Below are 25165 nucleotides of genomic sequence, written 5' to 3'. Positions count from 1 at the left end.
GCTAGGTGATCCCGGACCCCCTCGACGCCTCGCTCGCGCCGGTCGTCGGCCCGCGCACCGCCGCGGCCGTCGAGAAGGCCTTCGGCTACCGCACGGTCGGCGAGCTGCTGGGCCACTACCCCCGGCGGTACGCCCAGCGCGGTGAGCTGACGGAGCTCTCCCGGCTCCCGGTCGGCGAGAGCGTGACGATCGTGGCGGAGGTGCGCGAGGTCCGGGAGCGGCCGATGCGCAACCGCCGCGGCTCGCTGCTCGAGGTGATCATCTCGGACGGCACCGGCACGCTGTCCCTGACCTTCTTCGGGCAGCCGTGGCGGGCGGCGAAGCTGCGGCGGGGCGTGCGGGGGATCTTCGCCGGGAGCGTGTCGATGTTCCGCGAGACCGTGCAGCTCACGCACCCCGACTACCGGCTCTTCGAGGACGAGGAGGCCGCGACGGCCGAGGCCGACAAGGGCTCCGCGCTCGCGAAGGACTGGGCGGAGCGCCCGATCCCGATCTACCCCGCCACGAGCGCGATCTCGAGCTGGCAGCTGCAGGCGGCCATCGGCGTGATCCTCGACGGCCTGCGGGACGTCCCCGATCCGATGCCGGAGCCGGTCCGCGCGGGCCGCTCGCTGATGCCGCTGGGCCGGGCCCTCGAGCTGATCCACCGGCCGGCGCGCGAGGGCGAGGAGTCGCAGGCGCGCGAGACGCTGCGCTTCCACGAGGCGTTCCTCCTCCAGCTCGCGCTGCTCGAGCGCCGCGCCGCCGCGCGGGCGACTCCTGCGACACCCCGGGTGCCTGCGCCCGGTGGCTGGCTCGAGCGCTTCGACGCCGCTCTCCCCTTCGATCTGACGAGCGATCAGCGCTCCGTCGGCGCCGAGATCGCGGACGACCTGGCGCGGGAGAGCCCGATGTCGCGACTGGTGCAGGGCGAGGTGGGGTCGGGCAAGACGCTCGTCGCGCTGCGCGCGATGCTGGCCGCGGCCGAGAGCGGCGGCCAGGCCGCTCTGCTCGCGCCGACCGAGGTGCTCGCGGGCCAACATCTGCGCTCCATCGTGAGGACGCTCGGCCCGGAGCTGTCGACGGCCCTCGTCCCGACGCTCCTCACGGGCGGTCTGGGAGCGGCCGAGCGGCGCGCGGCGCTGCTGCGCATCGTGTCGGGCACGGCCAAGATCGTCGTCGGCACGCACGCGCTGCTGGGCGACAAGGTGACCTTCTACGACCTGGCCCTCGTCGTCATCGATGAGCAGCACCGGTTCGGGGTCGACCAGCGCGACGCACTCCGGCGCAAGGGCGCCGTGCCGCCGCATGTGCTCGTGCTCACCGCGACGCCGATCCCGCGCACGGTCGCCATGACGGTGTTCGGCGACCTCGACACGTCCACGATCCGCGAGCTGCCCGCCGGTCGTCCCGGCATCACGAGCCACGTGGTGTCCCTCACCGACACCCCCGGCCTGATCGCGAGGGCGTGGGAGCGGGCGGAGGAGGAGATCCGCAAGGGCCACCAGATCTACCTCGTCTGCCCGGCCATCGAGCCCGGCGAGGCGGCGGAGGGGGCGGCGGCGACCGCGCCCGAGGAGGCGGCCACGCCGCTCTCGACCGTGGCCCAGACCCTCGAGGGCGTCCGCTCGCACGCGCTGCTGAAGCACCGCCGCTCGGCCGCGCTGCACGGCCGCATGACGACGGAGGAGAAGGACGCCGTCATGCGCTCCTTCGCGGCGGGGGAGATCGACGTGCTCGTGTCGACGACCGTGATCGAGGTCGGCGTGGACGTCCCCAACGCCTCGATGATGATCGTCCTGGACGCCGAGCGCTTCGGCGTCTCGCAGCTGCACCAACTGCGGGGCCGGATCGGCCGCGGCGGGGTGCCCGGGGTCTGCCTCTTCGTCACGGCCGCCGAGGCGGGCACCATCGCGCGCGAGCGGGTGGGGGCCGTGGCCGCGACGCTCGACGGCTTCGAGCTCGCGGAGGTCGACCTCGAGCTGCGCCGGGAGGGCGACGTGCTCGGCGATTCGCAGTCGGGCGGACGCTCCTCCCTGCGCCTGCTGCGGGTCGTGCAGGACGCGCACCTCATCGTCGAGGCGCGCGCGCTGGCCGAGCGCCTGCTCGAGGAGGACCCCTCGCTCGCGGCCCACGACCGGCTCCGTGCAGCCCTCGAGCGCCGGGTGCAGGACCGCGACCGGGAGTTCCTGGCGAAGAGCTGATCGCCCCTGACGGGTGACGCCGACGCCCGGAGGGGGCGGGGAACCGGCCGGTACGCTGTCGGCATGGCCCGCATCGCCGTCGTCCCCGGTTCGTTCGACCCCGTCACCCTCGGTCACCTCGACGTCATCGAGCGTGCCGCGCGCCTCGTCGACGAGCTGCACGTGGTGGTCGTGCACAACCCCGCGAAGACGGCCCTGCTGCCGATCTCGCAGCGGGTCGCCCTGATCGAGCAGTCGATCGCGGAGGCCGGCATCGAGGGCTCGATCGTCGTCGCGTCCTGGAGCATGGGCCTGCTGGTCGACTACTGCGTCGACGTGGGCGCGAGCATCCTGGTGAAGGGCATCCGCTCGCAGGTCGACGTGGCGTACGAGACCCCGATGGCCATCGTGAACCGCAACCTCGCGCACGTCGAGACGGTGTTCCTGCTCCCCGACCCCGCGCACGCGCACGTCTCGTCCTCGCTCGTCCGCCAGGTCTCCAGCCTCGGCGGCGACGTGGCGCCCTACGTGCCGCCGGCGGTCGCCGCCTACCTCACCGCCTGAGCGCCGCCGCGTCGGCCGATCGGCGCGCCGCGGGGGAGAATGGACGGGTGAGTGCGACACGCGTCCAGGCCTGGGCCCTCGACGGGATCCCCGAGGTCTCGCCCGGAGACGACCTGCTCGAGCTGATCCTCGCGGCCGTCCAGGAGGCCGCTGAGGAGGACCGTCCCGTCGACGGGGACGTGCTCGTCGTCACGAGCAAGATCGTCTCGAAGGCCGAGGGGCGCGTCGTCGCGGCGATCGACCGCGAGGACGCGATCACCGCCGAGACCGTGCGCGTCGTCGCGACCCGCGCCCACGCCCACGGTGTCACCCGCATCGTCGAGAACCGCCTCGGCATCGTCCAGGCGGCCGCGGGAGTCGACGCGAGCAACGTGGCCGAGGGCACCGTGCTCCTGCTCCCCGAGGATCCCGACGCGTCCGCCCGCGCTCTCTGCGCCGGTCTGCGAGAGCGCCTCGGCGCCCGGGTCGGCGTGGTCGTGAGCGACACCCTCGGCCGGGCCTGGCGGGTCGGGCAGACGGACGCCGCGATCGGCGCGGCGGGGCTGCACGTCGTCGACGACCTGCGCGGAGCCGTCGACGCGCTCGGGCGCACCCTCGGCGTCACCATGCCGGCCGTGGCCGACGAGATCGCGGCGCTGGGCGATCTGGTCAAGGGCAAGTCGAGCGGGCGCCCGGTCGCCGTCGTCCGCGGCCTCGGCAGGTTCGTGACCGGCCTCGACGCCCCGGGCGCGCGCACCCTGACGCGCACCGGTCCCGAGGACATGTTCCGGCTCGGTGCCGACGAGGCGTACGCGGAGGGCTGGGCGGCGGCCGTCGCGGCCCGGGGCGAGGCGTCGGAGTGAGCGTTCGCTGGAGCGCGGTCGTCGTCTTCAAGGGCCGGGGTGCGTCGAAGACCCGCCTCGAGCACGAGGGCCGGTCGGCCCTCGCCGAGGCGTTCCTGCTCGACACGCTCGCGGCGGTGGGAGCGGCGACCGGAGTCGACCTGCTCGTGCTGGTCACGTCCGACGCGGCAGCCGCCGCGCGAGCCTCCGTGCGGCATCCCGACCTCGTGCTCGTGGAGGACCCGGGAGCGCTCGACCCCGCCGTGACCGCGGGCGTCGACGCGGCGCTCCGTCTCGCCCCCGGCGCTCCCGTGGTCGCCCTGACGGGCGACCTGCCCGCACTCGTCGCGGCCGATCTCGACGGCGCTCTCGCTCTCGCGACGGCGCTCCCGGCCGTCGTCGCCGACCGGGCGGGGACGGGCACCACCGCCCTCCTCGTCGGGGCGGCTGCTCGCATCGCGCCCGCCTTCGGCCCCGACTCCCTGCGCCGCCACCGTGATGCGGGCTGCCGCGTGCTCGAGGTGCCGCGCGCGTCGACGCTGCGCCTGGACGTGGACACGGTGGACGACCTGCGCGACGCCGAGGCGGCGGGCGTCGGTCCCTGCACGGCCAGGGAGCTCGCGGAGGCGGCCTGAGGTCAGCCCTCGAGCAGCCCCCGCTCGAACGCGTCGGTGAGCTCGCGATCCAGGCGGAGCGGGGCGCCGTCGACCGAGCGGACCGGCACGGCCCGCCGCGTGCTCGAGACGAGCCACGCCGCGTCCGCGCCGCTCAGCGCCTCGACCGCCAGCTCCCGCCGCCCGGTCGCGAGACCGCGCCGCGCGGCCAGCTCCAGCACGCGGGCGACCGTCGTGCCGTCGAGGATCCCGTTGCCGGCGGCGGACGGCGTCAGCAGCGCTCCGCCCGAGAGCAGGACCAGGCTGGACGTGGCGCCTTCGAGCAGCTGCCCGTCGCTCGTCCGCCAGACCACGTCGTCGGCTCCCCGGCGACGCGCCTCCCGCAGGGCCGCGCGGGTGACGGCACCCGAGGTCGACTTGACGCCGCCGAGGAGCCAGGGGGCCGCCTCCTGCGCCCCGCGGGCGTAGCCCCGGTCGAGCACGACGACGGCCGCTCCGTCGCGTCGCATCGCGCTCGCATCGGCCGTCGGCTCGGCGCGCACGGTGCACCGGGCCGCCGGCTCCGCGTGACTCGCCACCATCCGGACGGACAGATCGTCGACGTCGTCGTGCTCGGCGACGGCGAGGGCGACCGCCGCCTCCCACGCCGCTCGGGCGGGAAGGGCGAGCTCGACGGCCGCGGCGGAGGCCTCGAGCCGGGCCAAGTGCTCGGCGAGGCCGTGCGCGCGGCCGCGGATCACCGCGAGCGTCTCGAAGACGCCGTCGCCGCGGAGGTAGCCGGGCTCGTCGACCGCGACGAGCCCGGCCGCGGGATCACGGAGGACGGGGGTGCCGGAGGCGTCGATCTCGACGAGGACGGGGGAGGACATGACCCCATCCTGGACCGGGCGGGCCGTCAGCGCGCGGCGAGTCCCGCGCGGACGTCGTCGTCGTCGGCGAGCTCCCGCCAGGGCGACCCCGGGCGCACGCCCGCGGAGCCCAGCACGTCGGCCGCGGCGAGCGAGGAGACGTCGAGTCCGGTCAGCTCGCCGATCTCGGCGACCGGCACCTGGAAGGTGCGGAAGGCGCCCAGGCCGGGCGCGGCGCTCTCGCGGATCGGCTCGACGAGGTCGGACTGGTCGAGGAGGTAGGCGCTGGCCGCGAGGGTCCCGCCGTCCGGGCTCCACGCCGCGATCTTCCAGAAGCGGCGGGGGACACCGACACCGCGGTAGACCGGATCGCCCTCCGCCAGCACCGGGCCGGTGAAGACGCTCAGGCGCGTGCGCCAGGTCTGCGCGTACTGGAGGACGAGGTCCTCCAGGCCCAGCCACAACTCCTTCGACTGGTTGAAGCCGCTCGCCTGCGGCGCCGCGTTCGTGTAGCAGAAGCTGTCGTGGTTGGCCTGGCGCGCCTCGGCCGGCTCGCCCCACACCGGGTCGCGACGGCGCACGAGATGGCCGCGGTCGAGGTCGTTGCGGGAGTACACCTCGGGTCCGGTCTGCTCGGAGGCGGGCACCCGGTCGTCGAGGTGCCAGTCGTCGCCGCGCCCGAGATCCAGGAGCGACGCCCCGTCGATGTTGACCGCGGTCGACAGTGCGAGCCGGCGCCGGGGATCCAGCAGCACCTCGAAGTGCGTGTAGGGGAGTCGCCGCACGATCCGGTCCGCCTGCGGCGCCGGCGCGATCAGCGGGGCCCCCAGGAAGGCGGGGTCGAACCCCGTGCTCACTCCGTCACGTCCGCGGTGGGCGTGGCCGTCGGAGCGGCGGTGGGAGTCGCGGTCGGCGCCGCGGGCTCGACCGGCTCGGTGGGAGCGGGCGAGGGCGCGGTCTCGGTCGGGGCCGGCGCAGGAGCCTGCGTCTCGGGAGCCGCGGCGGGGACCTGGGAGCCGTTGCTGATCAGCAGCGTGATGCTCGAGTAGCGCGCGATGGCCGTGCCGGCGCCGGGGTCGGTCCCGGCCACGGTGCCCGCGGGGGCGGCGGAGTCGACGGTGCCGCCCTCCTCGACGTCGAACCCGAGGTCCTCGAGCACGTCCGTCGCGGAGTCGACCGAGCGGCCGGTCACGTTCGGGATCGTCACCTGGCGGCCGTTCAGCAGAGCGGCGCTGGGGTCGGTGAAGTCCTCTCCGCCGTACTTCTCGTCGGCGCGGGTCATCACCGCGTTCCAGATGTAGTGGCGGACGTTCGAGGCGTAGGCCCGGGTCCCCGTCTCGGCGTTGCGCACCCGGACGTTGCGCATGGACGCGTCCCCGGTGATGTTGCCCACCCAGACGACGGTCGCGACCTCGGTCGAGGCGCCGTCCATCCAGGTGTGCACCGCGTCGTCGGTGGTGCCGGTCTTGCCGATGTGCTCGATGCCGTCGTCCGGGTCGGAGGCGGCGGCGGTGCCGCCGGTGACGACGTCCTGCAGCGCGTCGGTCGCCACGGCGGTCAGCTCGGGGGAGAGGGCCTGGTTGCAGGTCGACACGGGCGGCTGCACCGGGTTGCCGGCGGCGTCGGTGATGGAGTCGATCGCGATCGCGCTGCAGGCGGTGCCGTTGTTGGCGAAGCCGGCGAACGCCGTCGCCATCGAGAGCGGCGCGATCTGGTCGGCCGAGCCGAGGATGGCCGAGGGGAGGTACTGCAGCTCGGCGCCGGACGCGGTCTTGACGCCGAACGCGGCCGCCTGGTCGCGGATCGCGCAGAGGTCCAGCTGCTGGGCCATGGCGACGTAGACGGTGTTGATCGAGCGCATCGTGCCCTGGAGCACGCTGAAGGTGCCGGTCTCGTCGTCGTCGTTGCCGACGGGGAAGTCGCCGAACCACTCGCCGTCGGGTGCGCAGGAGGCCGGGAAGTCCTCGAAGGTGCGCTCGCGGCCGTTCACGGTCTCGTAGATGGTGTGCCCGTTGGCGATCCACTGCGCGAGGGTGAAGACCTTGTAGGTCGATCCGACCTGGAAGCCGTTGGATCCGCCGTACGCGGTGTCGGTGTTGAAGTTGATCGCCGAGAAGTTCTCTCCGTTGACCGATCCGGCCGCGTCGTAGTCCTTGTTCTGCACCATCGCGAGGATCCGGCCCGTGCCGACCTCCATCGAGACGGTCGAGCTGCCGATGTTGACCTCCTCGATCGGGGTCTTGGGCACCCACTGGTTCGTGGCGGCCGTGGCGACCGCCTGCAGGTCGCGGTCCAGCGTCGTGTAGATCTTGTAGCCGCCGCGCTGGAAGTTCGCGAGACGGGTGGCCTCGTCGGCTCCGAAGGCGGGGTCGTTCTGCACGACGCGCGTGACGTAGTCGCAGAAGAAGGCGGCGTCCTGGGCGGTCTGGCAGCCCGTCGGGGTCTGCGTGATGGCCGGCACGACCTCCTCGGCGACGGCGGCGTCGCGGTCGGCCTGCGAGATCTTCCCCTCCTCGAGCATGCGGCCCAGGACGTAGTCGCGGCGCTCCTTGTTCGCGGCGATGTTCTCGGGCAGGTCGATGCGGAGCCCGTTGGGGTTGTTGACGGTGGCGATCAGGCTGGCGGCCTGCGCGAGCGTCAGGGCGGAGGCGGTGGTCGAGAAGTAGTACTCCGCCGCGGCCTGGATGCCGTAGACCTGCCCGCCGAAGCCGGCGATGTTGAGGTAGCCCAGCAGGATGTCGTCCTTGCTGTACTTCTTCTCGAGGTCGACGGCGAGCTTCATCTCCTTGAGCTTGCGCGCCGGAGTGGTGGCGGTGGCCTCGTCGTACGCGGCCTGCGAGGCGGCGGGATCGCTCAGCGCCTCGGCCTGCTGGATGAGCACGTTCTTGACGTACTGCTGCGTGATCGAGGAGCCGCCCTGCAGGTCGCCGCCGATCACGTTGCTCACCACGGCGCGGATGGTGCCCTGCAGGTCCACTCCGCCGTGCTCGTAGAACCGCGGGTCCTCGGTCGCGAGGGTGGCGTCCTTGACGGACTGGGCCACCTGGTCGAACGTCACCTCCTCGCGGTTCTGCGCGTAGAAGGAGGCGAGCAGGCCGTCGGTGCCGTCGGCGTTCTTCGCGTAGATCTCGGTCTTCTGGGCCAGCTGCCCGAGCTCGAGGTACTCGGGGACGGTCTCGAACAGCCCGATCGGGTTGTTCGAGGCGAGGCCGGTGACGGCGAGAGCGGGGGTGACGCCGACCGTGATCAGCAGACCCCCGGCGACACTCGCCCCGACGATCCCGAGGACGCGGGCGAGCACGCCGCCGCGGGCGGTTCCTTGCGCAGACATGGCTACGAGAGTAGGCGACGCGTCCGACAAGCGCGCGCCGACGGAGCCGGGAGTACCGTGAGCGGATGAGCCGGAACCGAACGTGAGCGCCTCCGATCCGAGTGCCGACGAGGGGGAGCGGCGGCGCCGGGCGGTCCTGGTCGTCGCGATCCTCGCCTCCTTCGTCGCCTTCCTCGACGGCACCGTCGTCAACGTCGCGCTGCCCGCGATCACCGACGAGCTCGGCGGCGGACTGGCGGTGCAGCAGTGGGTGGTGGACGGCTACCTGATCACTCTCGGCGCGCTGATCCTCGTCGCGGGGTCGCTCGCCGACCGCATCGGACGCGCGCGCAGCATGATGATCGGCCTCGTCGGCTTCGGCGTCACCTCGCTGCTCTGCGCCGTCGCCCCCACGGCGGAGGTGCTCATCGTCGCGCGCATGCTGCAGGGCGCCGCGGGGGCGATCCTCGTGCCGAGCTCCCTCGCCCTCATCGTGTCGACGGTGCGCGGAGCGGCGCAGGCGCGGACGATCGGCGCGTGGACCGCGTGGACGGGCACCGCGACCATCGCCGGACCGGTGCTCGGCGGGCTCCTCGTGGACGCGGGCTCGTGGCGGTACGTCTTCGCGCTGAACGTGCTGCCGATCCTCGTCACGATCGTGCTGCTGCGCCGCCTCGGCCACGTCGACGCGGGCACGCGCGTGCCGATCGACGGTGTCGGAGCCGTTCTCGGCGTCGTCGGACTCGGCGGCCCGGTCTTCGCGCTGATCGAGCAGGAGCGCCTGGGCGTCGCGCACCCCCTCGTGCTGACCGCGCTGGTCGTGGGAGTGGCGGCGCTGGTGGCCTTCGTCGTCTGGGAGCGGCGGGCACCGCATCCGATGCTGCCGCTCTCGCTCTTCGCCTCGCGCAACTTCACGGTCGGGAACATCGCGACCGCGTTCGTCTACGGCGCGCTCTCGTTCGGCTTCTTCGCGCTCGGGCTGTTCCTGCAGCAGAGCCTGGGCTTCTCGGCGACGCTCGCGGGGCTCGCGACCCTGCCTCCGACGATCCTGCTGCTGCTCGTCTCGCAGTACGCGGGCTCGCTCTCGGCCCGGTTCGGGCCGCGGCTGTTCATGGGGTTCGGGCCGATCCTCGCCGGCGGCGGCTTCCTCCTGATGGTGGGCGTGCGGGAGCCGGCCGACTACCTGACGCAGCTGCTCCCGGGCATCCTGCTCTTCGGGCTGGGGCTCGCCCTGACGGTCGCCCCGCTGACCTCGACGATCCTGGGCGCCGTGGGGAGCGAGCACAGCGGAGTCGGCTCCGCCGTGAACAACGCGGTGTCGCGCATCGCGGGCCTGGTGGCCATCGCGGCCACGACGCTGGTGGTCGGCGACACGCTGGACGACGGGGGCTTCTCGCGAGCGGCGCTCGCGACCGCCGTCCTGCTGATCCTCGGCGGGCTCGTGTCGCTGGTCGGGATCAGTAACCCGGCGTCCGTCTCCGCGACACGCCAGAAATAGTTGTAGCTACATGGAATAGCCGGATCCTCGATACGCTTGCATGTATCGGACGGGGAGGTGCTCCCCGCGACGACCGTTCTCTCGAGGAGTAATCATGACCGACACGCTTTCCATCCCCGGTTACAAGGCCGGCTCCTGGGTCATCGACCCCACCCACAGCGAGGTCGCCTTCAGCGTCCGCCACCTGATGATCAGCAAGGTCAAGGGCAAGTTCGAGCGCTTCACCGCGACGTTCACCACCGGTGAGAACCCGCTCGACTCCACCGTCGAGGCCACCGCCGAGGTCGCCTCCATCAACACCAACGAGCCCAACCGCGACGGCCACCTCCGCACCGGCGACTTCTTCGAGGCCGAGACGTACCCCGAGATCCACTTCGCGTCGACCGGCGTGCGCGCGAACGGCGACGACTTCCTCGTCGACGGGAACCTCACCATCAAGGGCGTCACCAAGCCCGTCACCTTCGAGGTCGAGTTCGGCGGCTTCGGCACCGACCCGTACGGCAACTACAAGGCCGGTCTGACCGCGAAGACCACCATCGACCGCACCGACTTCGGTCTCACCTACAACGCCGCGCTCGAGACCGGCGGCGTCCTCATCGGCGAGAAGGTCACCATCACGCTCGACCTGCAGGCCGCTCACCAGGCGTGATCGTCTGAGAACGGCAGAGGCCGCCGCCCCCTCGGGGACGGCGGCCTCTCGCGTTACCCGCAGCGTCTAGAGCAGGCCGAGCTCCGTGAGCTGCTCCGAGATGCCCGCGCCGTCGGGCGCGTAGACCCACGGCGTCCCGCTGGTCTGGGAGCGGTCGGCGGCCTTCGAGCGGCCCCCCGCCAGCACCGCCTCTCCGGTCGAGAGCTGCCGGATGGCGATCGCGGCGACCCTGTCGGGGTGCTCGCGGGCGAAGTCCGAGTAGATCTCCTCGTCGTGCTGCCCGTCGTCGCCGACGAGGAGCCAGCGCATGTCGGGGAACTCGGCGACCAGGCGGCGCAGGTTCTGCTCCTTGTGCTGCTTGCCGCTGCGGAACCAGCGGTCGTGCGTGGGGCCCCAGTCGGTGAGCAGCAGGGCGCCGGAGGGGTACAGGTGGCGCGAGAGGAAGCGCGTGAGCGCGGGGGCGACGTTCCAGGCGCCGGTCGAGAGGTAGATGACGGGGGATCCCTCGTTCCGACGGGCGAAGCGGTCGAGGAAGACCGCCATGCCGGGAGTGGGCATCCGCGCGTGCTCGTTCAGCACGAAGGTGTTCCACGCGGCGATGAAGGGCCGGGGGAGCGCCGTCACCATGACCGTGTCGTCGATGTCGGACACCATGCCGATCCGGGCCTCGGGGTCCACGATGAAGACCGGGGCCTCGACCGGTGCGGCGTCGTCCGTGGTGAAGGTGATCGTGTGCCAGCCCGGCTCGAGCGTGATCGGGATGTCGGAGTCGACGACCCCGCCGCGGTCGGCGACGATGTCGTGCCGCTGCCCGTCCACCTCGACCGAGACCACCGCTCCGCTCACGAACACGCTCGTGAAGCTGCGCCAGCCGCGCACGCCCTCGACGGGCGACTCCTCCGCGGCGCCGGGAGGCGTGGGGCGGGTGTAGAGCACGCGCGCCAGGACCCGGAGCTGGCCCGTGGAGCCGTAGCCGGTGTACGGGATCACCCGGGCGACGTAGCCCCGGCGCTTCCCCCGCCGCATCCGGAACCGGTGGACGGCGTCCTCGAGTCGTGCGGCGCGGTGCATGACCTCGGCCGCTCCGGCGCTCATGGGCTTGCTTGCGGGCGTCAGCGGCATCCGCCCAGTGTGGCAGACGGCGCCCCGCACCGCAGAGCCCTCAGACAGGCCGGATCAGCTCCGGCCCGCTGCTCGAGACCGAGCCGACCGCGTCGCCGACCCGCTGCACCTCGAGCTCCTCGGCGAGATCCGCGGCACCGTCCGACGCCGCGCGCAGGAGCGAGCCGTCCGGCTCGGCGAGCGGGTCGAGCCAGTCCTCGATCAGCTCGGGCTGCAGGAGCACCGGCATCCGCTCGTGCACGTCCGTGAGGACGCCGGCCGACGGGCGGGTGAGGATCGTCGCCGAGAGCAGCCAGGGCGCGCCCGCCTCCGCGGACCGCCACCACTCGTACAGGCCCGCGAACAGCACGACGGAGTCCCCGCCCGGCGAGACGAAGACGGGCGACTTCGCGCCGTCCGCGCCCGTGCGCCACTCGTACCAGCCGGAGGCGGGCAGGATCGCGCGGCGGGCGGCGTAGGACTCGCGGAACGAGGGCTTCTCGGCGACGGTCTCGATCCGCGCGTTGAACAGCGGCGCACCGGCCGAGGGGTCGGCGGCGGAGCGGGGCACGAGGCCCCAGCGGGCGCCCGCGAGACGGCGGCGGGGCGGGCTGCCCTCCTCGACTCCCTTCATCGACTCGGCGACGATCGGCACGCGCTGCGTCGGCGCGATGTTCCAGGACGGCTCGGGCAGATCCGCGCCGACGTCGTCGATGTCGAAGAGGGCGACGAGGTCGGCCGTGGTCTGCGAGAGGACGAAGCGTCCGCACATGGGGTCCTCCTGATGAGGGCGGTTCGTCCTGCGGCCGTCGCCCATCGGGGGGCGAGGAACACGAGGGACATTCGGCGAAGTGACGCGGACGGCGTGTGCGCGTGCGTACGATTGTAAGAACCGTCAGCGAAGGAGCCCGCCGTGCCTCTAGGAAATCTCGTGGATCGACCCTTCGGCGAATCCCCCCAGGTCCGCAACGAGCCCGTGCAGGTGCGCAGCGCCGCACGACTCGCCTCGCTGCTGGACGCCGCGGCGGCCGTCGTCGACGAGGTCGGATTCGACCGCCTCACCACCGCCATGGTCGCCGAGCGCGCGGGTGCCGCGATCGGCACCGTGTACCGCTACTTCCCCGACCGGATCGCCGTGCTCCAGGCCCTGCGCGAGCGGGCGCTCGAGCGCTTCCGCAAGAAGGTCATCTCCGAGATCCGGGACACGAAGCCCGAGACGTGGTGGGGTGCCGTCGACTGCGCGGTCGACGCGTTCTGCGACATGCACCGCACCGAGGCGGGCTTCCGCTCGATCCGGTTCGTCGACACGGTCCACGCCCCCGAGGTCGCCGGCGAGGCGTTCGAGGCCGGCTTCTTCGCCCGCCGGTTCGCCGAGATCCTGTCGTCCGAGTACGGACTGCCGGGGGGCGCGCAGCTGTCCTTCCGCCTGGAGGTCGTCGTCGAGGTCGCCGACTCGCTGCTCACGCGGGCGTTCCTGATCGATCCGAACGGCGACCAGCGCTTCATCGACGAGAGCCGGGCGCTGCTGCGCAACTACCTCTCGATGCACTACGGCCCCGTCGGGGAGTGAGGAACGGCCCGCTCTCGCTAGGCTGACCCGGTGCTCGGCGTCCTCCATCAGCGCGTCCTCGACGCCCTGGGCGGTGCGATCGTGTCCGGCCGCCTCCCCGCCGGTCACGTCATGCTCCTCGAGAGCATCGCCGTCGAGCAGTCGGTGTCGCGCCCCGTCGCGCGCGAGGCGGTCAGGGTACTCCAGTCGCTCGGGCTCGTCGAGACGGTCAAGCGCATCGGGGTCCGGGTGCTGCCGATGCCGTCCTGGAACGTCCTCGACCCGGCGGTGATCCACTGGCGGCTGGCCGGCTCCGGGGCGCTGCGCCAGCTCCGGTCGCTGACAGAGCTGCGGACGGCGGTGGAGCCGGTGGCGGCCGGGCTCGCGGCGCTCCACGCCGAGCGGGCCGAGGTGGACGAGTTGACCGCGCTGGCGGCGTCGCTGGCGTCGTGCGCCGAGCGCGGCGACATCGACGGCTTCCTCCGCGACGACGTGCGGTTCCATCGGCTGGTGCTCCGGATGAGCCGCAACGAGATGTTCGCCCGGCTCTCGGACGTCGTCGCCGAGGTCCTCCGCGGCCACACGCTGCACGAGGCCACGCCGTCGGGACCGGACGGCGAGTCCCTCGCGCTGCACCGGGCGGTCGCGGACGCGGTCTCCCGGGGGAGCCGGTCGGACGCCGCCCGGGCGATGGCCGCGCTCGCCGAGAAGACGCTGTCGGAGGTCGTGGGGCTCGTCGAGCCCGATGACGCGGGTTGACGGCTCCGGGGGACCTCTGGCGCTCGGCGCCTCTGTTGAAGTATGGTTTCAACGAGCTCACGTCGCGGTGACCGGCCGGGACGAGCGAGCGCCACCGACCCCGAGAGGACGACGATGCCCGAACTCGAGTTGACCTGGGAGCTGCCGACCGCGGCGCTCCTCGGCATCGCAGCCGCAGCGATCGCGCTGCTGCTCCTGCTGATCATCCGCTTCCGGATCCACGCGTTCCTCGCGTTGATCGTCGTGAGCTTCCTGACCGCCGTCGCCACCGGGATCCCGGCGGGCTCGCTCGTCTCGGTCCTCACGGGCGGATTCGGCAGCACGCTCGGCACGGTCGCCCTGCTGGTCGGACTGGGCGCGATGCTCGGACGCATGCTCGAGACCAGCGGCGGGGCGAAGGTGCTGACCGAGGCGCTGATCGACCGCTTCGGCGAGAAGCGCGCACCGCTGGCCCTCGCGATGGCCTCGCTCATGATGGGCTTCCCGATCTTCTTCGACGCCGGTCTGGTCGTCATGCTGCCGATCATCTTCGCGGTGGCGCGACGGCTCGGCGGCTCCCTCCTGCTCTACGCCTTCCCCGCGGCGACGGCCTTCTCGGTCATGCACATCTTCGTGCCGCCGCACCCCGGCCCCGTCGCGGCGACGGGCCTCCTCGGAGCCGATGTCGGACTGGTCCTGCTGTTCGGCCTCGTCGTCGCGATCCCGTGCTGGTACGTGGTGGGCCACCTCTTCGGCCGCTACGTCGGCCGCAAGTACGACATCGCCGTCCCCGACATCCTGGCCGGCCGCTCGGGCGGGGACGACGACGCGGACCGGTTCCAGTCGGCACCCAAGCTCGGCACGATCATCCTCCTGCTCGTGCTCCCGCTGGTCCTCATCTTCATGAACACCGGCCTGAACGCCCTCGCCACGGCCGAGGTGGTCTCGCTCGACAGCCCGGTGGTGCAGATCCTCCGGATGCTCGGGGAGACCCCGATCGCGCTGCTCATCACCGTCTTCGCCGCCATGGCGCTCCTGGGCTGGCGTCGCGGCAAGCCCGGGACCCTGGTCGAGTCGATCGTCGACAGCGCGCTGGGCCCGGTCTGCTCGATCATCCTGATCACCGGTGCGGGCGGCATGTTCGGCGGTGTGCTGCGCGCCAGCGGCATCGGCAACGCCCTGGCCGAGTCGCTGGACGCGGTCGGTCTGCCGATCATCGTCGCAGGCTGGGTCATCGCGGCCATCGTCCGAGTCGCTCAGGGCTCCGCGACGGTGGCGCTCACGACGGCGGCCGCGCTCCTGCAGCCGGTGGTCGCCGCGGACGCGAGCCTCAACCCCGTCGAGCTCACGGCGATCGTGCTGGCCCTCGCCGCCGGCTCCGTGTTCGCCGGGCACGTGAACGACTCCGGCTTCTGGCTGGTCAGCCGCTTCTTCGGCATGGACACGCCGACCACTCTGAAGACCTGGACGGTCGGGCAGGCGCTGATCGGAGTGCTCGGCTTCGTGCTCGCCCTCGCGCTCTTCCTCGTCGCCTCCCTGGTCTGATCCCAGCGGCGGCGCGGAGCGGATCCGCGGCCGCCGCCACTCCCACCCTCTCGAAAGGCAGCCATGACCTCCCCCTTCGATCTCCACGGGCGCCTCGTCCTCGTCACCGGCTCCAGCCGGGGGATCGGCCGAGCACTGGCGATCGGCCTCGTCCAGGCGGGCGCCGCAGTCGTCCTCCACGGCCGCGACGCCGAGGCGCTCGAGCGCACCCGCTCCGAGCTGGCCGGACTGCTCGGAGCGGGCTCGGTCCACGCGGTGCCGTTCGACGTGACCGACGCCGACGCCGTCGTCGAGGGCGTCCGAAGGATCGAGTCGGAGATCGGGCCGCTCGACGTGCTCGTGAACAACGCGGGCGTCCAGCACCGGGTGCCGATGCTCGAGCTCGCCGTCGAGGACTGGGACCGCGTGATCCGGACGGACCTGACGTCGGCCTTCCTCGTCGGACGCGAGGTCGCCCGCGGGATGATCGAGCGCGGTCGCGGCAAGATCGTGAACATCGCCTCCGTGCAGACCGACCTCGCCCGGCCGACGATCGCGGCGTACACGGCGGCCAAGGGCGGGCTGCGCAATCTCACCCGGGCGATGACCGCGGAGTGGGCGGCGCACGGTCTGCAGATCAACGCGCTCGCACCCGGCTACATCCACACCGAGATGACCCAGAAGCTCGTCGACGACGAGGCGTTCAACGGCTGGATCCTCGGTCGCACCCCGGCTCACCGCTGGGGGACCACGGCGGACCTCGTCGGACCGGCGGTCTGGCTCGCCTCCAGCGGGTCCGACTTCGTCAACGGCCAGGTGATCTTCGTCGACGGCGGCATGACCGTCGTGGTCTGACGCCCGCCCGCTCGTCCACCGATCCCAGGAGGCACCCATGACCATCAGCACCCCCAATCTCGCCGTCGTCGCGCACGGCCGGGACGACCTCCGCGTCGACACCCTGCCCGAGCCGGACCCGTCGCCCTCGGACGCCGTGGTGGCGATCGCCTTCGGCGGAGTCTGCGGCTCCGACCTGCACTACTGGACCCACGGAGCGGCGGGGGAGTCCGTCCTCCGCGAGCCGATGGTGCTCGGACACGAGGTGGTGGGCACGGTGATCGAGGCCGCCGCGGACGGCAGCGGTCCCGCGGTCGGCGCGACGGTGGCGGTGCACCCGGCGACACCGGGTCCCGACGCGGCGGGTACCCGCTGGCCGGAGGACCGCCCGAACATCGCGCCCGGAGCCACGTACCTCGGCAGCGCCGCCCGCGTCCCGCACACGGCGGGCGCGTTCGCGCGTCGCGTGGCCCTGCCGACGCGGATGCTCCGCGTCCTGCCCGACGGACTCGGCCTCCGGGAGGCGGCGCTGGTCGAGCCCGCGAGCGTGGCCTGGCACGCGGTCGGCCGCGCCGGTGACGTCCGAGGCAAGCGGATCCTCGTGATCGGCTCCGGTCCGATCGGCGCCCTGATCGTCGCCGTGCTCCGCCACCACGGCGCGGGGGAGATCGTCGCGGTGGACATGCACGAGCTGCCCCTCGCGATCTCGCGGGCGGTCGGCGCGGACCGCACCCTCCTCGCGACCGACGCGGACGCGGTCGCGGCCGTGGACGCCGACGTGGTCCTGGAGTCGTCCGGCAGCGCCCGCGGCCTGATGTCGGCCGTCCGCGGAGCGACCCGGGGCGGCAGGGTCGTCATGGTCGGGCTGCTGCCGACCGGCGAGCAGCCCGTGCTGGTCTCCCTCGCGATCACCCGCGAGCTCGAGCTCGTCGGCTCCTTCCGCTTCGCGGACGAGATCGACGAGGTCATCGCCGCCCTCGCCGACGGATCGCTCGTCGTCGATCCCGTGGTCACCCACGAGTTCGCGGTGGAGGACACGGCGGAGGCGTTCGACGTCGCCCGGGACGCGTCGCGCTCCGGCAAGGTGCTCCTGCGCTTCGATGCGGTCGCCCCCTAGGACCTGTTGAACACGATCTCGCGTGCTCCGCTCGGCCTGATCGCACGATCTGCGGCGTCGGAATCCTCGGTCGATGCCCGCATCGACCTTCGGCTTCCTCCTTGCAGCTCGCACGACCAGGCCGTGCTCGCGACGGCGATCTCTTGTTCAACAGGCCCTAGCTCTTCCCGGCGACTCCCGCAACACTCCGCCATCCGGTTGGCGGGAGTCTCCGAATGATGTTTTGCTGACAGCCGGGTTCCCGAGGTTCCCGACCCGGGACAGGCCCGGAACGGCGGAGCGAGAGCAGGCACAGGCGTGATCGAATTCCGCGGAGTGAGCAAGCGGTACCCGGACGGCACCCGTGCCGTCGACGACTTCTCGCTGGTGCTGCCGTCGCGGCGCACCACCGTCTTCGTCGGCTCCTCCGGCTGCGGCAAGACGACCATCCTGCGGATGATCAACCGCATGATCGAGCCCACGGGCGGCACGATCGAGATCGACGGCGAGGACATCTCGACGCTCCCGGCCGTGGCGCTGCGCCGCCGCATCGGCTACGTCATGCAGAACTCCGGCCTGCTGCCGCACCGCCGGGTCGTGGACAACATCGCCACGGTGCCGCGGCTGAACGGCGTCGCCAAGAAGGCCGCTCACGAGCGCGCGCTCGAGCTCATGGACACGGTCGGACTCGACCGCTCCCTCGCCACCCGGTACCCCAGCCAGCTCTCGGGCGGGCAGCAGCAGCGCGTGGGAGTGGCGCGCGGCCTGGCCGTCGACCCCAACATCCTGTTGATGGACGAGCCCTTCGGCGCCGTCGACCCGCTGGTGCGCGCCGATCTGCAGCGTGAGACCCTGCGGCTCCAGCGCGAGCTCGACAAGACCGTGGTATTCGTCACCCACGACATCGACGAGGCCTTCCTGCTCGGCGACCAGGTCGTGATCCTCGAGAAGGGCGGCCGCATCGCCCAGAAGGGCTCGCCCGCCGAGATCCTCGCGGCGCCCGCCAGCGACTTCGTCGCCGGTTTCATCGGCGCCGACCGCGGCAAGCGCACGCTCAGCATCCAGGAGCGGGACGGAGTGCGCCTGGTGATCGACGGCGACGGGCGCCCTACGGGAGTGCTGCGCGGCCGGGACGGCGTCGATTCGTGAACTGGGTCGTCAACAACGTCGACTCGATCGTCGCGAACCTGCTCGCGCACCTCGCTCTCTCGGTGCCGCCGATACTCCTCTCGTTCGTGCTCTCGGTGCCGTTCGGCTGGTTCGCCAACCGGTACCGCTGGAGTCGCGGCACTCTGCTCACCGCGCTCGGGGTGCTCTACGCGATCCCGTCGCTGGCGATGTTCATCCTGCTCCCGGCCGTGCTCGGCATCCCCCTGCGCTCGACGGCCAACGTGGTCATCGGCCTCACGCTCTACGGCATCGCGCTCATGGTCCGCACGACCGCCGATGCGCTCTCGGCGGTGTCGGACGACGTGATCCAGTCGGCCACGGCGATGGGCTACTCCGACTGGGCGCGCTTCTGGAAGGTCGAGTTCCCCCTCGCCGGCCCGGTCCTGCTCTCGGGCCTCCGGGTGGTCACCGTGAGCACGGTCAGCCTGGTGACGGTCGGCGCCGTGCTCGGCATCCAGAGCCTCGGCCTGCTCTTCACCGACGGGTTCCAGCGCGGGATCACCGGCGAGATCGTCACCGGCATCGTGCTCACGATCGCGCTGGCCCTCGCCCTGGACGGCCTGCTGGTCCTGCTCGGACGCCTGGTGATGCCGTGGACCGCGGCGGACCGCGTCCGCTCCGACCGCCGAGCCTCCGCGCCCCGGAAGGCGGTCACGACGTGAACCTCATCCTCGAGGCGTTCGCCTGGATCGGCGACGCGGAGCACTGGACCGGGATCTACGGCATCCCCACCCGGGTCGCCCAGCACCTGGGCATCAGCCTCCTCGTCCTCGTGATCGCCGCGGCGATCGCGATCCCGATCGGCTACGCGATCGGGCACACCGGCAAGGGCAAGGGGATCGCCGTCCCCGTCGCCGGTGGTCTGCGCGCGCTCCCGACGCTCGGCGTGCTGGTGCTCGCCGCCATGAGCCTGGGCCTGGGTCTGGGCGCACCGCTCATCGCCCTGGTGATCCTCGCCGTCCCGTCGATCCTCGCCGGTGCCTACTCCGGTCTCGAGGCAGTCGACCGTCGCACCGTCGACGCCGCCCGCTCGGTCGGCATGACGGAGTGGCAGATCCTCACCAGGGTCGAGATCCCGCTCGGGCTCCCGCTGCTGATGGGCGGGCTCCGCTCGGCGACGCTGCAGATCATCGCGACCGCCACGCTCGCCGACTTCATCGGCGCCGGAGGGCTCGGCCGCTACATCTTCCAGGGCGTGAAGGCGGGGGACTACCCGCAGATGCTCGCCGGGTCGATCATCGTCATCGTGCTCACTCTGATCAGCGAGGTGGTCTACGCCGTCCTCCAGCGGGTCGCCGTCCCGCGCGGAGTGGTCCTCGGTCTCGCCGGCAGCGCCGCCGGCCGTTCGAACATCCGCGCCTCGTCGCCCCGACGACGCGCGGTGGTGGGGATCCCCACCGAAGAGAGGAAATAGCAATGTTCACAGCACACTTCACGAAGGGCCGTGTCGCGCTGGGCGCACTCGCGGTCGGTGCCGTCGTGGCACTGGCAGGGTGTTCCTCGAGCGATCCGCTGGACGAGGGATCGGGTGCCGCCGAGGGCGGCGACACGATCGTCGTCGGCTCGCAGGACTACTACTCGAACGAGATCGTCGCCGAGATCTACGCGCAGGCGCTGGAAGACGGCGGGTTCACCGTGCAGCGCGACTTCCGCATCGGACAGCGCGAGATCTACCTCCCCGAGATCGAGAGCGGCTCGATCGACGTCTTCCCCGAGTACGGCGGAAGCCTCCTCCAGGCTCTCGAGCCCGACACGACCGCGACCTCCGCCGACGACGTGTACTCGGCGCTGACCGAGGCGCTGCCCGAGGGCCTGCGCGCCCTGGACGCGGCGGACGCCAGCGACCAGAACTCGTACACGGTCACCCAGGCCTTCGCCGACCAGTGGGGCCTCACCGACATCGCCTCGCTCTCGAAGGTCACCGACCCGATCGTGCTGGGCGGCAACTCCGAGCTGCAGACCCGCCCCTACGGGCCGGACGCGCTGCAGGAGAAGTACGGCGTGGCGACCACGTTCCAGGCGATCGAGGACAGCGGCGGATCGACGACCGTCGACGCGCTGACCGGCAACCAGATCCAGCTGGCGAACATCTACACCGCCGACCCCAACATCGAGTCGAACTCGCTGCTGCCCCTCGAGGACCCCGACGGCCTGTTCGTCGCGGACAACGTGGTGCCGATCGTCTCCGAGAAGGTCGACGAGGAGGCCGCCGACGTGCTGAACGCGGTCAGCGCCGAGCTGAGCGCCGAGGACCTCGTCTCGCTCAACTCCGAGAGCGTCAACGAGCAGAAGTCGGCCGCGGCCATCGCGACCGAGTGGCTCACCTCGGCCGGCCTGATCGGCTGACCGGGTCGGCTCCGGCCGACCGCACCGCGCAGGGGCGCGTCACTCGTCGAGGTGACGCGCCTCTGCTCGTGAGAGCAGCTTCTTGCCGCCGAGCACGAGCAGGACGAACAGCACGATGGCCCCGACGAAGAGGTACCCGGCCCAGTGCAGGGTGTCCGAGAGCTCCCGGTAGCCGCCCGCGACCGCCGTGCCGACTCCGACGTAGGCGAAGGACCAGATGACGCACGCGGGCGTCGTCCACGCCATGAACGTGCGGTAGCCCATCCCGCTCATCCCGACCGTGAGGGGGATGAGCGAGTGGAGCACCGGGAGGAAGCGCGAGAGGAAGACGGCGATGCCCCCGCGGCGCGCGAGGTAGCGCTCGGCGCGGAGCCAGTTCTTCTCGCCGAGCCGGCGCCCGAGGCGGGAGCCGCGGATCCGCGGCCCGAAGAAGCGGCCCAGCGCGAATCCGACGGACTCGCCGCCGAGCGCTCCCACGATCACCGTGAGGGCGAGGGCGAAGAACTGCAGGGGAGTGGTGACACCCGTCGCGGTGACGATCACGACCGTGTCGCCCGGCACGATCAGTCCGGCGAGGATCGTCGTCTCGAGGAAGATCGCGAGCCCGGCGAGCAGGGTGCGCCAGACGGGCGGCACGGAGACGACGAAGTCCAGGATCGCGGTGAGGGCGTCGTTCACGTCGGAGCCGTCGTGTCAGCGCACGCGCTTGAGCAGCGCCCAGAAGGTCTCGACGATCGAGCCCATGTCGACCTCGTCGTCGAGGAGCCACTGGATCTGCAGGCCGTCGGAGAGGGCCGTGATCATGCGCGCGGCGATCTCGGGATCGACGTCCGCCGCGATGAGCCCCTCGCGCTGGTCCTCGCGGACCCGCGACGCCAGGAGCTCGATGACCATGGCGTAGCGCTCGACGAAGAACGGGTGGGCGGGGTGCGAGCGGTCGGTCCCGTCGGCGGACAGCGTGGCGTAGAGGTGCACGAGACCGGGCACGTCGCTGTTGTGCCGGATGAGGCGAACGAGCTCCTCGATCGCGGCGTCGCCCGTCCGGTCGAGGTCGTAGGCCGTCCGGTCGAGGTCGTCGCGCTTGCGGAGGACCTCGGCGAAGAGCTCCTCCTTCGAATCGAAGTAGTGCAGCAGGCCCGCCTGCGTCAGTCCGACCGCCTCCGAGATCTCGCGCAGGGAGGCCTTGCGGTACCCCTGGCGCGAGAACACCTCGAGCGCGGTCTGGAGGATCTCCTCGCGCTTGGCGACACCCTTGGCGTAGCTCCCCTTGCTCGGCATGGATCGATCGTACGGGGCGAGGCCGGACGCGCGGTGCACGCGCCGTCATGCGCGGTCGCGCAGGCTGAACGGACGTTCAACACGCCGGTGCGGTCCGTTCATCCTGAGAAGAAGCCGGGAGGCGGTGGACCGGATGCTCAGCTTCCGAACCTCGCGCAGATCGCTCGGCCTCGAGACGTCCGCGGCAACGCCCGTGCCGGTCCCGAGTCCTTCTCGACCGTCCTCCGGCGGGGGTGTTCCTCGACGTCGAGACAGTCCGTCTCGACGTCGACACAACCTCTGCGCGGAACCCTCCGGAGGGGGCCGGGGGCGGCCCGTGAAAGGGTGTCGCAGGAGGGGTCCGACGGGGCGCACATCCGCCCCAGTACTGGGATCGGAGGCCATCGGCGCCCCGACGCGGACCTAGGCTCGGGGCCGTGAACGAACTCCTGGATCCGCTCCTGCTGTCGAGGTGGCAGTTCGGCCTGACGACGATCTACCACTTCCTCTTCGTGCCGCTGACGATCGGCATGGCGCTGACCGTCGCGATCTTCCAGACCGCCTGGGTGCGGACCTCGAAGATCCACTACCTGCAGCTCACGAAGTTCTTCGGGAAGCTCTTCCTGATCAACTTCGCGATGGGCGTGGTCACCGGGATCGTTCAGGAGTTCCAGTTCGGCATGAACTGGAGCGACTACTCGCGCTTCGTCGGCGACGTCTTCGGCGCTCCGCTCGCATTCGAGGGGCTTCTCGCCTTCTTCCTCGAGGCGACCTTCATCGGCCTCTGGATCTTCGGCTGGGACAAGCTCCCCGAGAAGCTGCACCTCGCCACGATCTGGTTGACCTCGCTGGGCACGACGCTCTCGGCGTACTTCATCATCGCCGCGAACGCCTTCATGCAGAACCCGGTCGGCTTCCGGATCAACGAGGCGAAGGGCCGGGCCGAGCTCACCGACATCTGGGCGCTGCTCACCAACAAGGTGGCTCTCGCGGCGTTCCCGCACACGATCTTCGCCTGCTTCATGGTGTCGGCCGCGGTCATCATCAGCGTCGCCGCGTACCACCTCTCGCGCAGCCGGCACCTCGAGACCATGCGCCCGGCGCTGAAGTTCGGCGCCTGGATGATGATCATCAGCGGCGGTCTCACCCTCCTGACCGGCGACCAGCTCGGTCTCGCGATGGTGGACACCCAGCCGATGAAGATGGCGGCGGCGGAGGCGCTCTACCGCACCTCGACGGGCGTCGACGCCTCGTTCTCGGTCTTCACCTGGGGCACGCCCGACGGCTCGAGCGAGCTGTTCTCGATCCGCATCCCGTACCTGCTGTCGTTCCTCTCGACCCACACGTTCACCGGCACGGTCGAGGGCATCAACGACCTGCAGGCGCAGTACGAGCAGGTCTACGGCCCCGGCGACTACACCCCGATCATCTGGGTCACCTACTGGTCGTTCCGCTGGATGATGGCGCTCGGCGTCCTGGCCATCGGCGTCGCCGCCGCCGGCCTCTGGTTCACCCGCAAGGGCCGCGAGCCGAAGCAGTGGATGTGGAAGGTCGCGATCTGGGCCGCTCCGCTGCCCCTGTTCGCGATGATCGTCGGCTGGGTCTTCACCGAGATGGGCCGTCAGCCCTGGCTGGTCTTCGGCCTGCTCAAGACGGCCGACGGAGTCTCGCCCGGCGTCAGCGGCGTCGAGGTGCTGATCTCGCTCCTCTCCTTCACCGCGATCTACGGCACCCTCGCGGTCGTCGAGTTCCGGCTCATCACGCGGGCGGCCCAGGCCGGACCCGACGACGCCCCCGAGATCGACGAGGAGAGCGGTCGCCCGCAGCTCGTCGGCACCGTCTACTAGGAGGCACCACCATGGATCTGCCCACCCTCTGGTTCTGGGTCGTCGCCGCGTTCTTCATCGGCTACTTCGTCCTCGACGGCTTCGACTTCGGCGTCGGCATGTCGCTCCCGTTCCTCGGTCGCGACGACACCGACCGCCGGGTCCTCATCAACACGATCGGCCCGGTCTGGGACCTCAACGAGACCTGGGTCATCGTGGCGGGAGCGGCGATGTTCGCGGCGTTCCCCGAGTGGTACGCCACGCTCTTCAGCGGGTTCTACCTGCCGCTGCTGCTGATCCTGCTCGCGCTGATCGCCCGCGGCGTCTCGTTCGAGTACCGCCACCAGCGCCCGGAGGCGGCCTGGAAGACGCGGTTCGACCGCATGATCGTCGTGGGCTCGGCGCTTCCGGCGTTCCTCTGGGGCGTCGCCTTCGCCAACATCGTGCAGGGCGTGCCGCTGGACGCCGACCACAACTACACCGGCACCGTGCTCGACCTGCTGAACCCCTTCGCGCTCCTGGGCGGTCTGACGACCCTCCTGCTGTTCTTCACGCACGGAGTGGTCTTCGTCTCGCTCAAGACGGACGGGGAGATCCGCGAGCGGGCGCGCCGGCTGGCGACGAAGGCGGGGCTGCTCACGATCGTGGTCGCGGCCGTGTTCCTCGCCTGGACGAACCTGCAGGCCGGCACCGGACCCTCGTGGCTGCTCTCGCTCGCCGCGGCCGGGGCGCTGATCCTGGCCTGGGTGGCGAACCTCCGCGGTCGGGAGGGCCGCGCCTTCGCCCTCCTCGCCGGCACGATCGCCCTTGCGGTCCTCGCGCTGTTCACGACGCTGTTCCCCGCGGTCATGCCCGCCTCGAACGACGCGGCGAACAGCCTCACGATCGAGAACGCCTCGAGCACGCCCTATACGCTGACGGTCATGAGCTGGACGGCGCTGGTGTTCGTCCCGCTGATCGTGGGGTACCAGGCCTGGACCTACTGGATCTTCCGCAAGCGCATCACCCGCACGCAGATCCCGGTGGACGCCCACTGACGTGACGACCGCGACCGGAAGCCCCCTCTGACGTGAAGCCCCTCGACCCCCGCCTGCTCCGCTACGCCCGGGCGGCGCGCAAGTTCCTCGTGCTCGGCGGCGCTCTCGCGCTCGCCCGCACGCTCGGAGCGATCGCGTTCGCCTGGCTGGTCGCGCAGCTCGTCGCCGGAGCGGTCGACGGGCGCCCGGCATCGGCGCTCGCTCCGCTGCTGGGCGGGCTG

24 protein-coding genes and 1 pseudogene are annotated in these 25165 nt (G+C 71.8%); 18 read left to right on the top strand and 7 right to left on the bottom strand.

Features of this window, described 5'->3' with window-relative positions:
- Positions 1–5: 5 nt before the first annotated feature.
- The 4 genes from NB037_RS06165 to cofC all read left to right on the top strand — a co-directional run bounded on the left by NB037_RS06165 (position 6) and on the right by cofC (position 4182).
- A complete protein-coding gene (locus tag NB037_RS06165; RefSeq protein ID WP_372490709.1) occupies positions 6–2183 on the top strand; it encodes an ATP-dependent DNA helicase RecG in 2178 nt (725 codons plus the stop codon).
- 63 nt (positions 2184–2246) lie between these two features.
- Positions 2247–2726: a pantetheine-phosphate adenylyltransferase gene (coaD, locus tag NB037_RS06160; RefSeq protein ID WP_251944416.1), complete on the top strand. Its 480-nt coding sequence runs from the start codon at positions 2247–2249 to the stop codon at positions 2724–2726.
- A gap of 47 nt (positions 2727–2773) precedes the next feature.
- The gene (locus tag NB037_RS06155) at positions 2774–3568 is read left to right on the top strand and encodes a coenzyme F420-0:L-glutamate ligase (RefSeq protein WP_251944415.1); all 795 of its coding nucleotides are present in this window, start codon (positions 2774–2776) and stop codon (positions 3566–3568) included.
- Complete coding sequence (cofC, locus tag NB037_RS06150; protein ID WP_251944414.1) at positions 3565–4182, top strand: 2-phospho-L-lactate guanylyltransferase; 618 nt, start codon at positions 3565–3567, stop codon at positions 4180–4182. The genes NB037_RS06155 and cofC overlap by 4 nt, the downstream gene beginning before the upstream one ends.
- Before the next feature lie 2 nt (positions 4183–4184).
- Here cofC and NB037_RS06145 read toward each other — a convergent pair whose 3' ends face one another.
- Genes NB037_RS06145 through NB037_RS06135 form a run of 3 tightly spaced genes read right to left on the bottom strand, consistent with a single transcriptional unit; the run spans position 4185 to position 8340 of the window.
- Positions 4185–5030 (bottom strand): aminotransferase class IV, encoded by an 846-nt coding sequence (locus tag NB037_RS06145; protein ID WP_251944413.1) that lies wholly within the window; start codon positions 5028–5030, stop codon positions 4185–4187.
- Positions 5031–5056: 26 nt separating this feature from the next.
- Positions 5057–5866: a DNA/RNA non-specific endonuclease gene (locus tag NB037_RS06140; protein WP_251944412.1), complete on the bottom strand. Its 810-nt coding sequence runs from the start codon at positions 5864–5866 to the stop codon at positions 5057–5059.
- Positions 5863–8340: a transglycosylase domain-containing protein gene (locus NB037_RS06135; protein ID WP_251944411.1), complete on the bottom strand. Its 2478-nt coding sequence runs from the start codon at positions 8338–8340 to the stop codon at positions 5863–5865. The genes NB037_RS06140 and NB037_RS06135 overlap by 4 nt, the downstream gene beginning before the upstream one ends.
- An 82-nt stretch (positions 8341–8422) precedes the next feature.
- Here NB037_RS06135 and NB037_RS06130 point away from each other — a divergent pair, with 82 nt between their 5' ends.
- Positions 8423–9817 (top strand): MFS transporter, encoded by a 1395-nt coding sequence (locus NB037_RS06130; protein WP_251944410.1) that lies wholly within the window; start codon positions 8423–8425, stop codon positions 9815–9817.
- Positions 9818–9911: 94 nt separating this feature from the next.
- The gene (locus NB037_RS06125; protein WP_055792972.1) at positions 9912–10466 is read left to right on the top strand and encodes a YceI family protein; all 555 of its coding nucleotides are present in this window, start codon (positions 9912–9914) and stop codon (positions 10464–10466) included.
- A 66-nt stretch (positions 10467–10532) separates the two neighbouring features.
- Here NB037_RS06125 and NB037_RS06120 read toward each other — a convergent pair whose 3' ends face one another.
- Positions 10533–11588, bottom strand: coding sequence for an App1 family protein phosphatidate phosphatase (locus NB037_RS06120; protein ID WP_251944409.1), 1056 nt, complete (start codon positions 11586–11588; stop codon positions 10533–10535).
- 40 nt (positions 11589–11628) lie between these two features.
- Positions 11629–12339 (bottom strand): SOS response-associated peptidase, encoded by a 711-nt coding sequence (locus tag NB037_RS06115; protein WP_251944408.1) that lies wholly within the window; start codon positions 12337–12339, stop codon positions 11629–11631.
- Positions 12340–12498: 159 nt separating this feature from the next.
- Here NB037_RS06115 and NB037_RS06110 point away from each other — a divergent pair, with 159 nt between their 5' ends.
- The 9 genes from NB037_RS06110 to NB037_RS06070 all read left to right on the top strand — a co-directional run bounded on the left by NB037_RS06110 (position 12499) and on the right by NB037_RS06070 (position 20824).
- Positions 12499–13137 (top strand): TetR family transcriptional regulator, encoded by a 639-nt coding sequence (locus NB037_RS06110; protein WP_251944407.1) that lies wholly within the window; start codon positions 12499–12501, stop codon positions 13135–13137.
- Between the two features lie 30 nt (positions 13138–13167).
- On the top strand, positions 13168–13875 hold the full coding sequence (locus tag NB037_RS06105) for a FadR/GntR family transcriptional regulator (protein WP_251944406.1): 708 nt from the start codon (positions 13168–13170) through the stop codon (positions 13873–13875).
- Positions 13876–13989: 114 nt separating this feature from the next.
- Entirely contained in the window at positions 13990–15399 is a 1410-nt protein-coding gene (locus tag NB037_RS06100; RefSeq protein WP_251944405.1) for a GntP family permease, read from the top strand.
- 63 nt (positions 15400–15462) lie between these two features.
- Positions 15463–16233, top strand: coding sequence for an SDR family NAD(P)-dependent oxidoreductase (locus NB037_RS06095; RefSeq protein ID WP_251944404.1), 771 nt, complete (start codon positions 15463–15465; stop codon positions 16231–16233).
- Positions 16234–16270: 37 nt separating this feature from the next.
- Positions 16271–17329 carry an L-idonate 5-dehydrogenase gene (locus tag NB037_RS06090; RefSeq protein WP_251944403.1) on the top strand — a complete coding sequence of 353 codons (1059 nt, stop codon included), beginning with the start codon at positions 16271–16273 and terminating at the stop codon, positions 17327–17329.
- A gap of 297 nt (positions 17330–17626) precedes the next feature.
- Positions 17627–18457 (top strand): ABC transporter ATP-binding protein, encoded by an 831-nt coding sequence (locus NB037_RS06085; RefSeq protein ID WP_251944402.1) that lies wholly within the window; start codon positions 17627–17629, stop codon positions 18455–18457.
- Complete coding sequence (locus NB037_RS06080) at positions 18454–19140, top strand: ABC transporter permease (protein ID WP_251944400.1); 687 nt, start codon at positions 18454–18456, stop codon at positions 19138–19140. The genes NB037_RS06085 and NB037_RS06080 overlap by 4 nt, the downstream gene beginning before the upstream one ends.
- Entirely contained in the window at positions 19137–19892 is a 756-nt protein-coding gene (locus NB037_RS06075) for an ABC transporter permease (RefSeq protein ID WP_251944399.1), read from the top strand. Before NB037_RS06080 ends, NB037_RS06075 begins: the two co-directional genes overlap by 4 nt.
- Before the next feature lie 2 nt (positions 19893–19894).
- The gene (locus NB037_RS06070; RefSeq protein WP_251944398.1) at positions 19895–20824 is read left to right on the top strand and encodes an ABC transporter substrate-binding protein; all 930 of its coding nucleotides are present in this window, start codon (positions 19895–19897) and stop codon (positions 20822–20824) included.
- Between the two features lie 39 nt (positions 20825–20863).
- Here NB037_RS06070 and NB037_RS06065 read toward each other — a convergent pair whose 3' ends face one another.
- Positions 20864–21502, bottom strand: a complete 639-nt coding sequence (locus tag NB037_RS06065) for a DedA family protein (RefSeq protein ID WP_251944397.1) — start codon at positions 21500–21502, stop codon at positions 20864–20866.
- A gap of 15 nt (positions 21503–21517) precedes the next feature.
- On the bottom strand, positions 21518–22102 hold the full coding sequence (locus tag NB037_RS06060; RefSeq protein WP_251944396.1) for a TetR family transcriptional regulator: 585 nt from the start codon (positions 22100–22102) through the stop codon (positions 21518–21520).
- 416 nt (positions 22103–22518) lie between these two features.
- On the opposite strand from NB037_RS06060, the gene NB037_RS06055 reads away from it, so the two are divergent.
- The 3 genes and pseudogenes from NB037_RS06055 to NB037_RS06045 all read left to right on the top strand — a co-directional run.
- The gene (locus tag NB037_RS06055) at positions 22519–23928 is read left to right on the top strand and encodes a cytochrome ubiquinol oxidase subunit I (RefSeq protein ID WP_251944395.1); all 1410 of its coding nucleotides are present in this window, start codon (positions 22519–22521) and stop codon (positions 23926–23928) included.
- Between the two features lie 11 nt (positions 23929–23939).
- Positions 23940–24944: a cytochrome d ubiquinol oxidase subunit II gene (gene cydB / locus NB037_RS06050; RefSeq protein ID WP_251944394.1), complete on the top strand. Its 1005-nt coding sequence runs from the start codon at positions 23940–23942 to the stop codon at positions 24942–24944.
- Between the two features lie 32 nt (positions 24945–24976).
- A pseudogene (locus NB037_RS06045) lies at positions 24977–25165 on the top strand (thiol reductant ABC exporter subunit CydD); the annotation flags it as partial.

This window comes from Rathayibacter rubneri (assembly GCF_023743255.1).
In the GTDB taxonomy this organism is placed as follows: domain Bacteria; phylum Actinomycetota; class Actinomycetes; order Actinomycetales; family Microbacteriaceae; genus Rathayibacter; species Rathayibacter rubneri.
The sequence above is the reverse complement of the archived record's forward strand: the minus strand, read 5'-3'. Positions and strand labels throughout refer to the sequence as shown.

What these genes read in the sequence shown, in the direction of transcription:
- coaD (WP_251944416.1), top strand. Translation starts at nt 2,247, where the DNA reads ATGGCCCGCATCGCCGTCGTCCCCGGTTCGTTCGACCCCGTCACCCTC.
- NB037_RS06095 (WP_251944404.1), top strand. Translation starts at nt 15,463, where the DNA reads ATGACCTCCCCCTTCGATCTCCACGGGCGCCTCGTCCTCGTCACCGGC.
- NB037_RS06125 (WP_055792972.1), top strand. Translation starts at nt 9,912, where the DNA reads ATGACCGACACGCTTTCCATCCCCGGTTACAAGGCCGGCTCCTGGGTC.
- NB037_RS06135 (WP_251944411.1), bottom strand. Translation starts at nt 8,340, where the DNA reads ATGTCTGCGCAAGGAACCGCCCGCGGCGGCGTGCTCGCCCGCGTCCTC.
- NB037_RS06060 (WP_251944396.1), bottom strand. Translation starts at nt 22,102, where the DNA reads ATGCCGAGCAAGGGGAGCTACGCCAAGGGTGTCGCCAAGCGCGAGGAG.
- NB037_RS06145 (WP_251944413.1), bottom strand. Translation starts at nt 5,030, where the DNA reads ATGTCCTCCCCCGTCCTCGTCGAGATCGACGCCTCCGGCACCCCCGTC.
- NB037_RS06120 (WP_251944409.1), bottom strand. Translation starts at nt 11,588, where the DNA reads ATGCCGCTGACGCCCGCAAGCAAGCCCATGAGCGCCGGAGCGGCCGAG.
- NB037_RS06090 (WP_251944403.1), top strand. Translation starts at nt 16,271, where the DNA reads ATGACCATCAGCACCCCCAATCTCGCCGTCGTCGCGCACGGCCGGGAC.
- NB037_RS06115 (WP_251944408.1), bottom strand. Translation starts at nt 12,339, where the DNA reads ATGTGCGGACGCTTCGTCCTCTCGCAGACCACGGCCGACCTCGTCGCC.
- NB037_RS06070 (WP_251944398.1), top strand. Translation starts at nt 19,895, where the DNA reads ATGTTCACAGCACACTTCACGAAGGGCCGTGTCGCGCTGGGCGCACTC.
- NB037_RS06100 (WP_251944405.1), top strand. Translation starts at nt 13,990, where the DNA reads ATGCCCGAACTCGAGTTGACCTGGGAGCTGCCGACCGCGGCGCTCCTC.
- cydB (WP_251944394.1), top strand. Translation starts at nt 23,940, where the DNA reads ATGGATCTGCCCACCCTCTGGTTCTGGGTCGTCGCCGCGTTCTTCATC.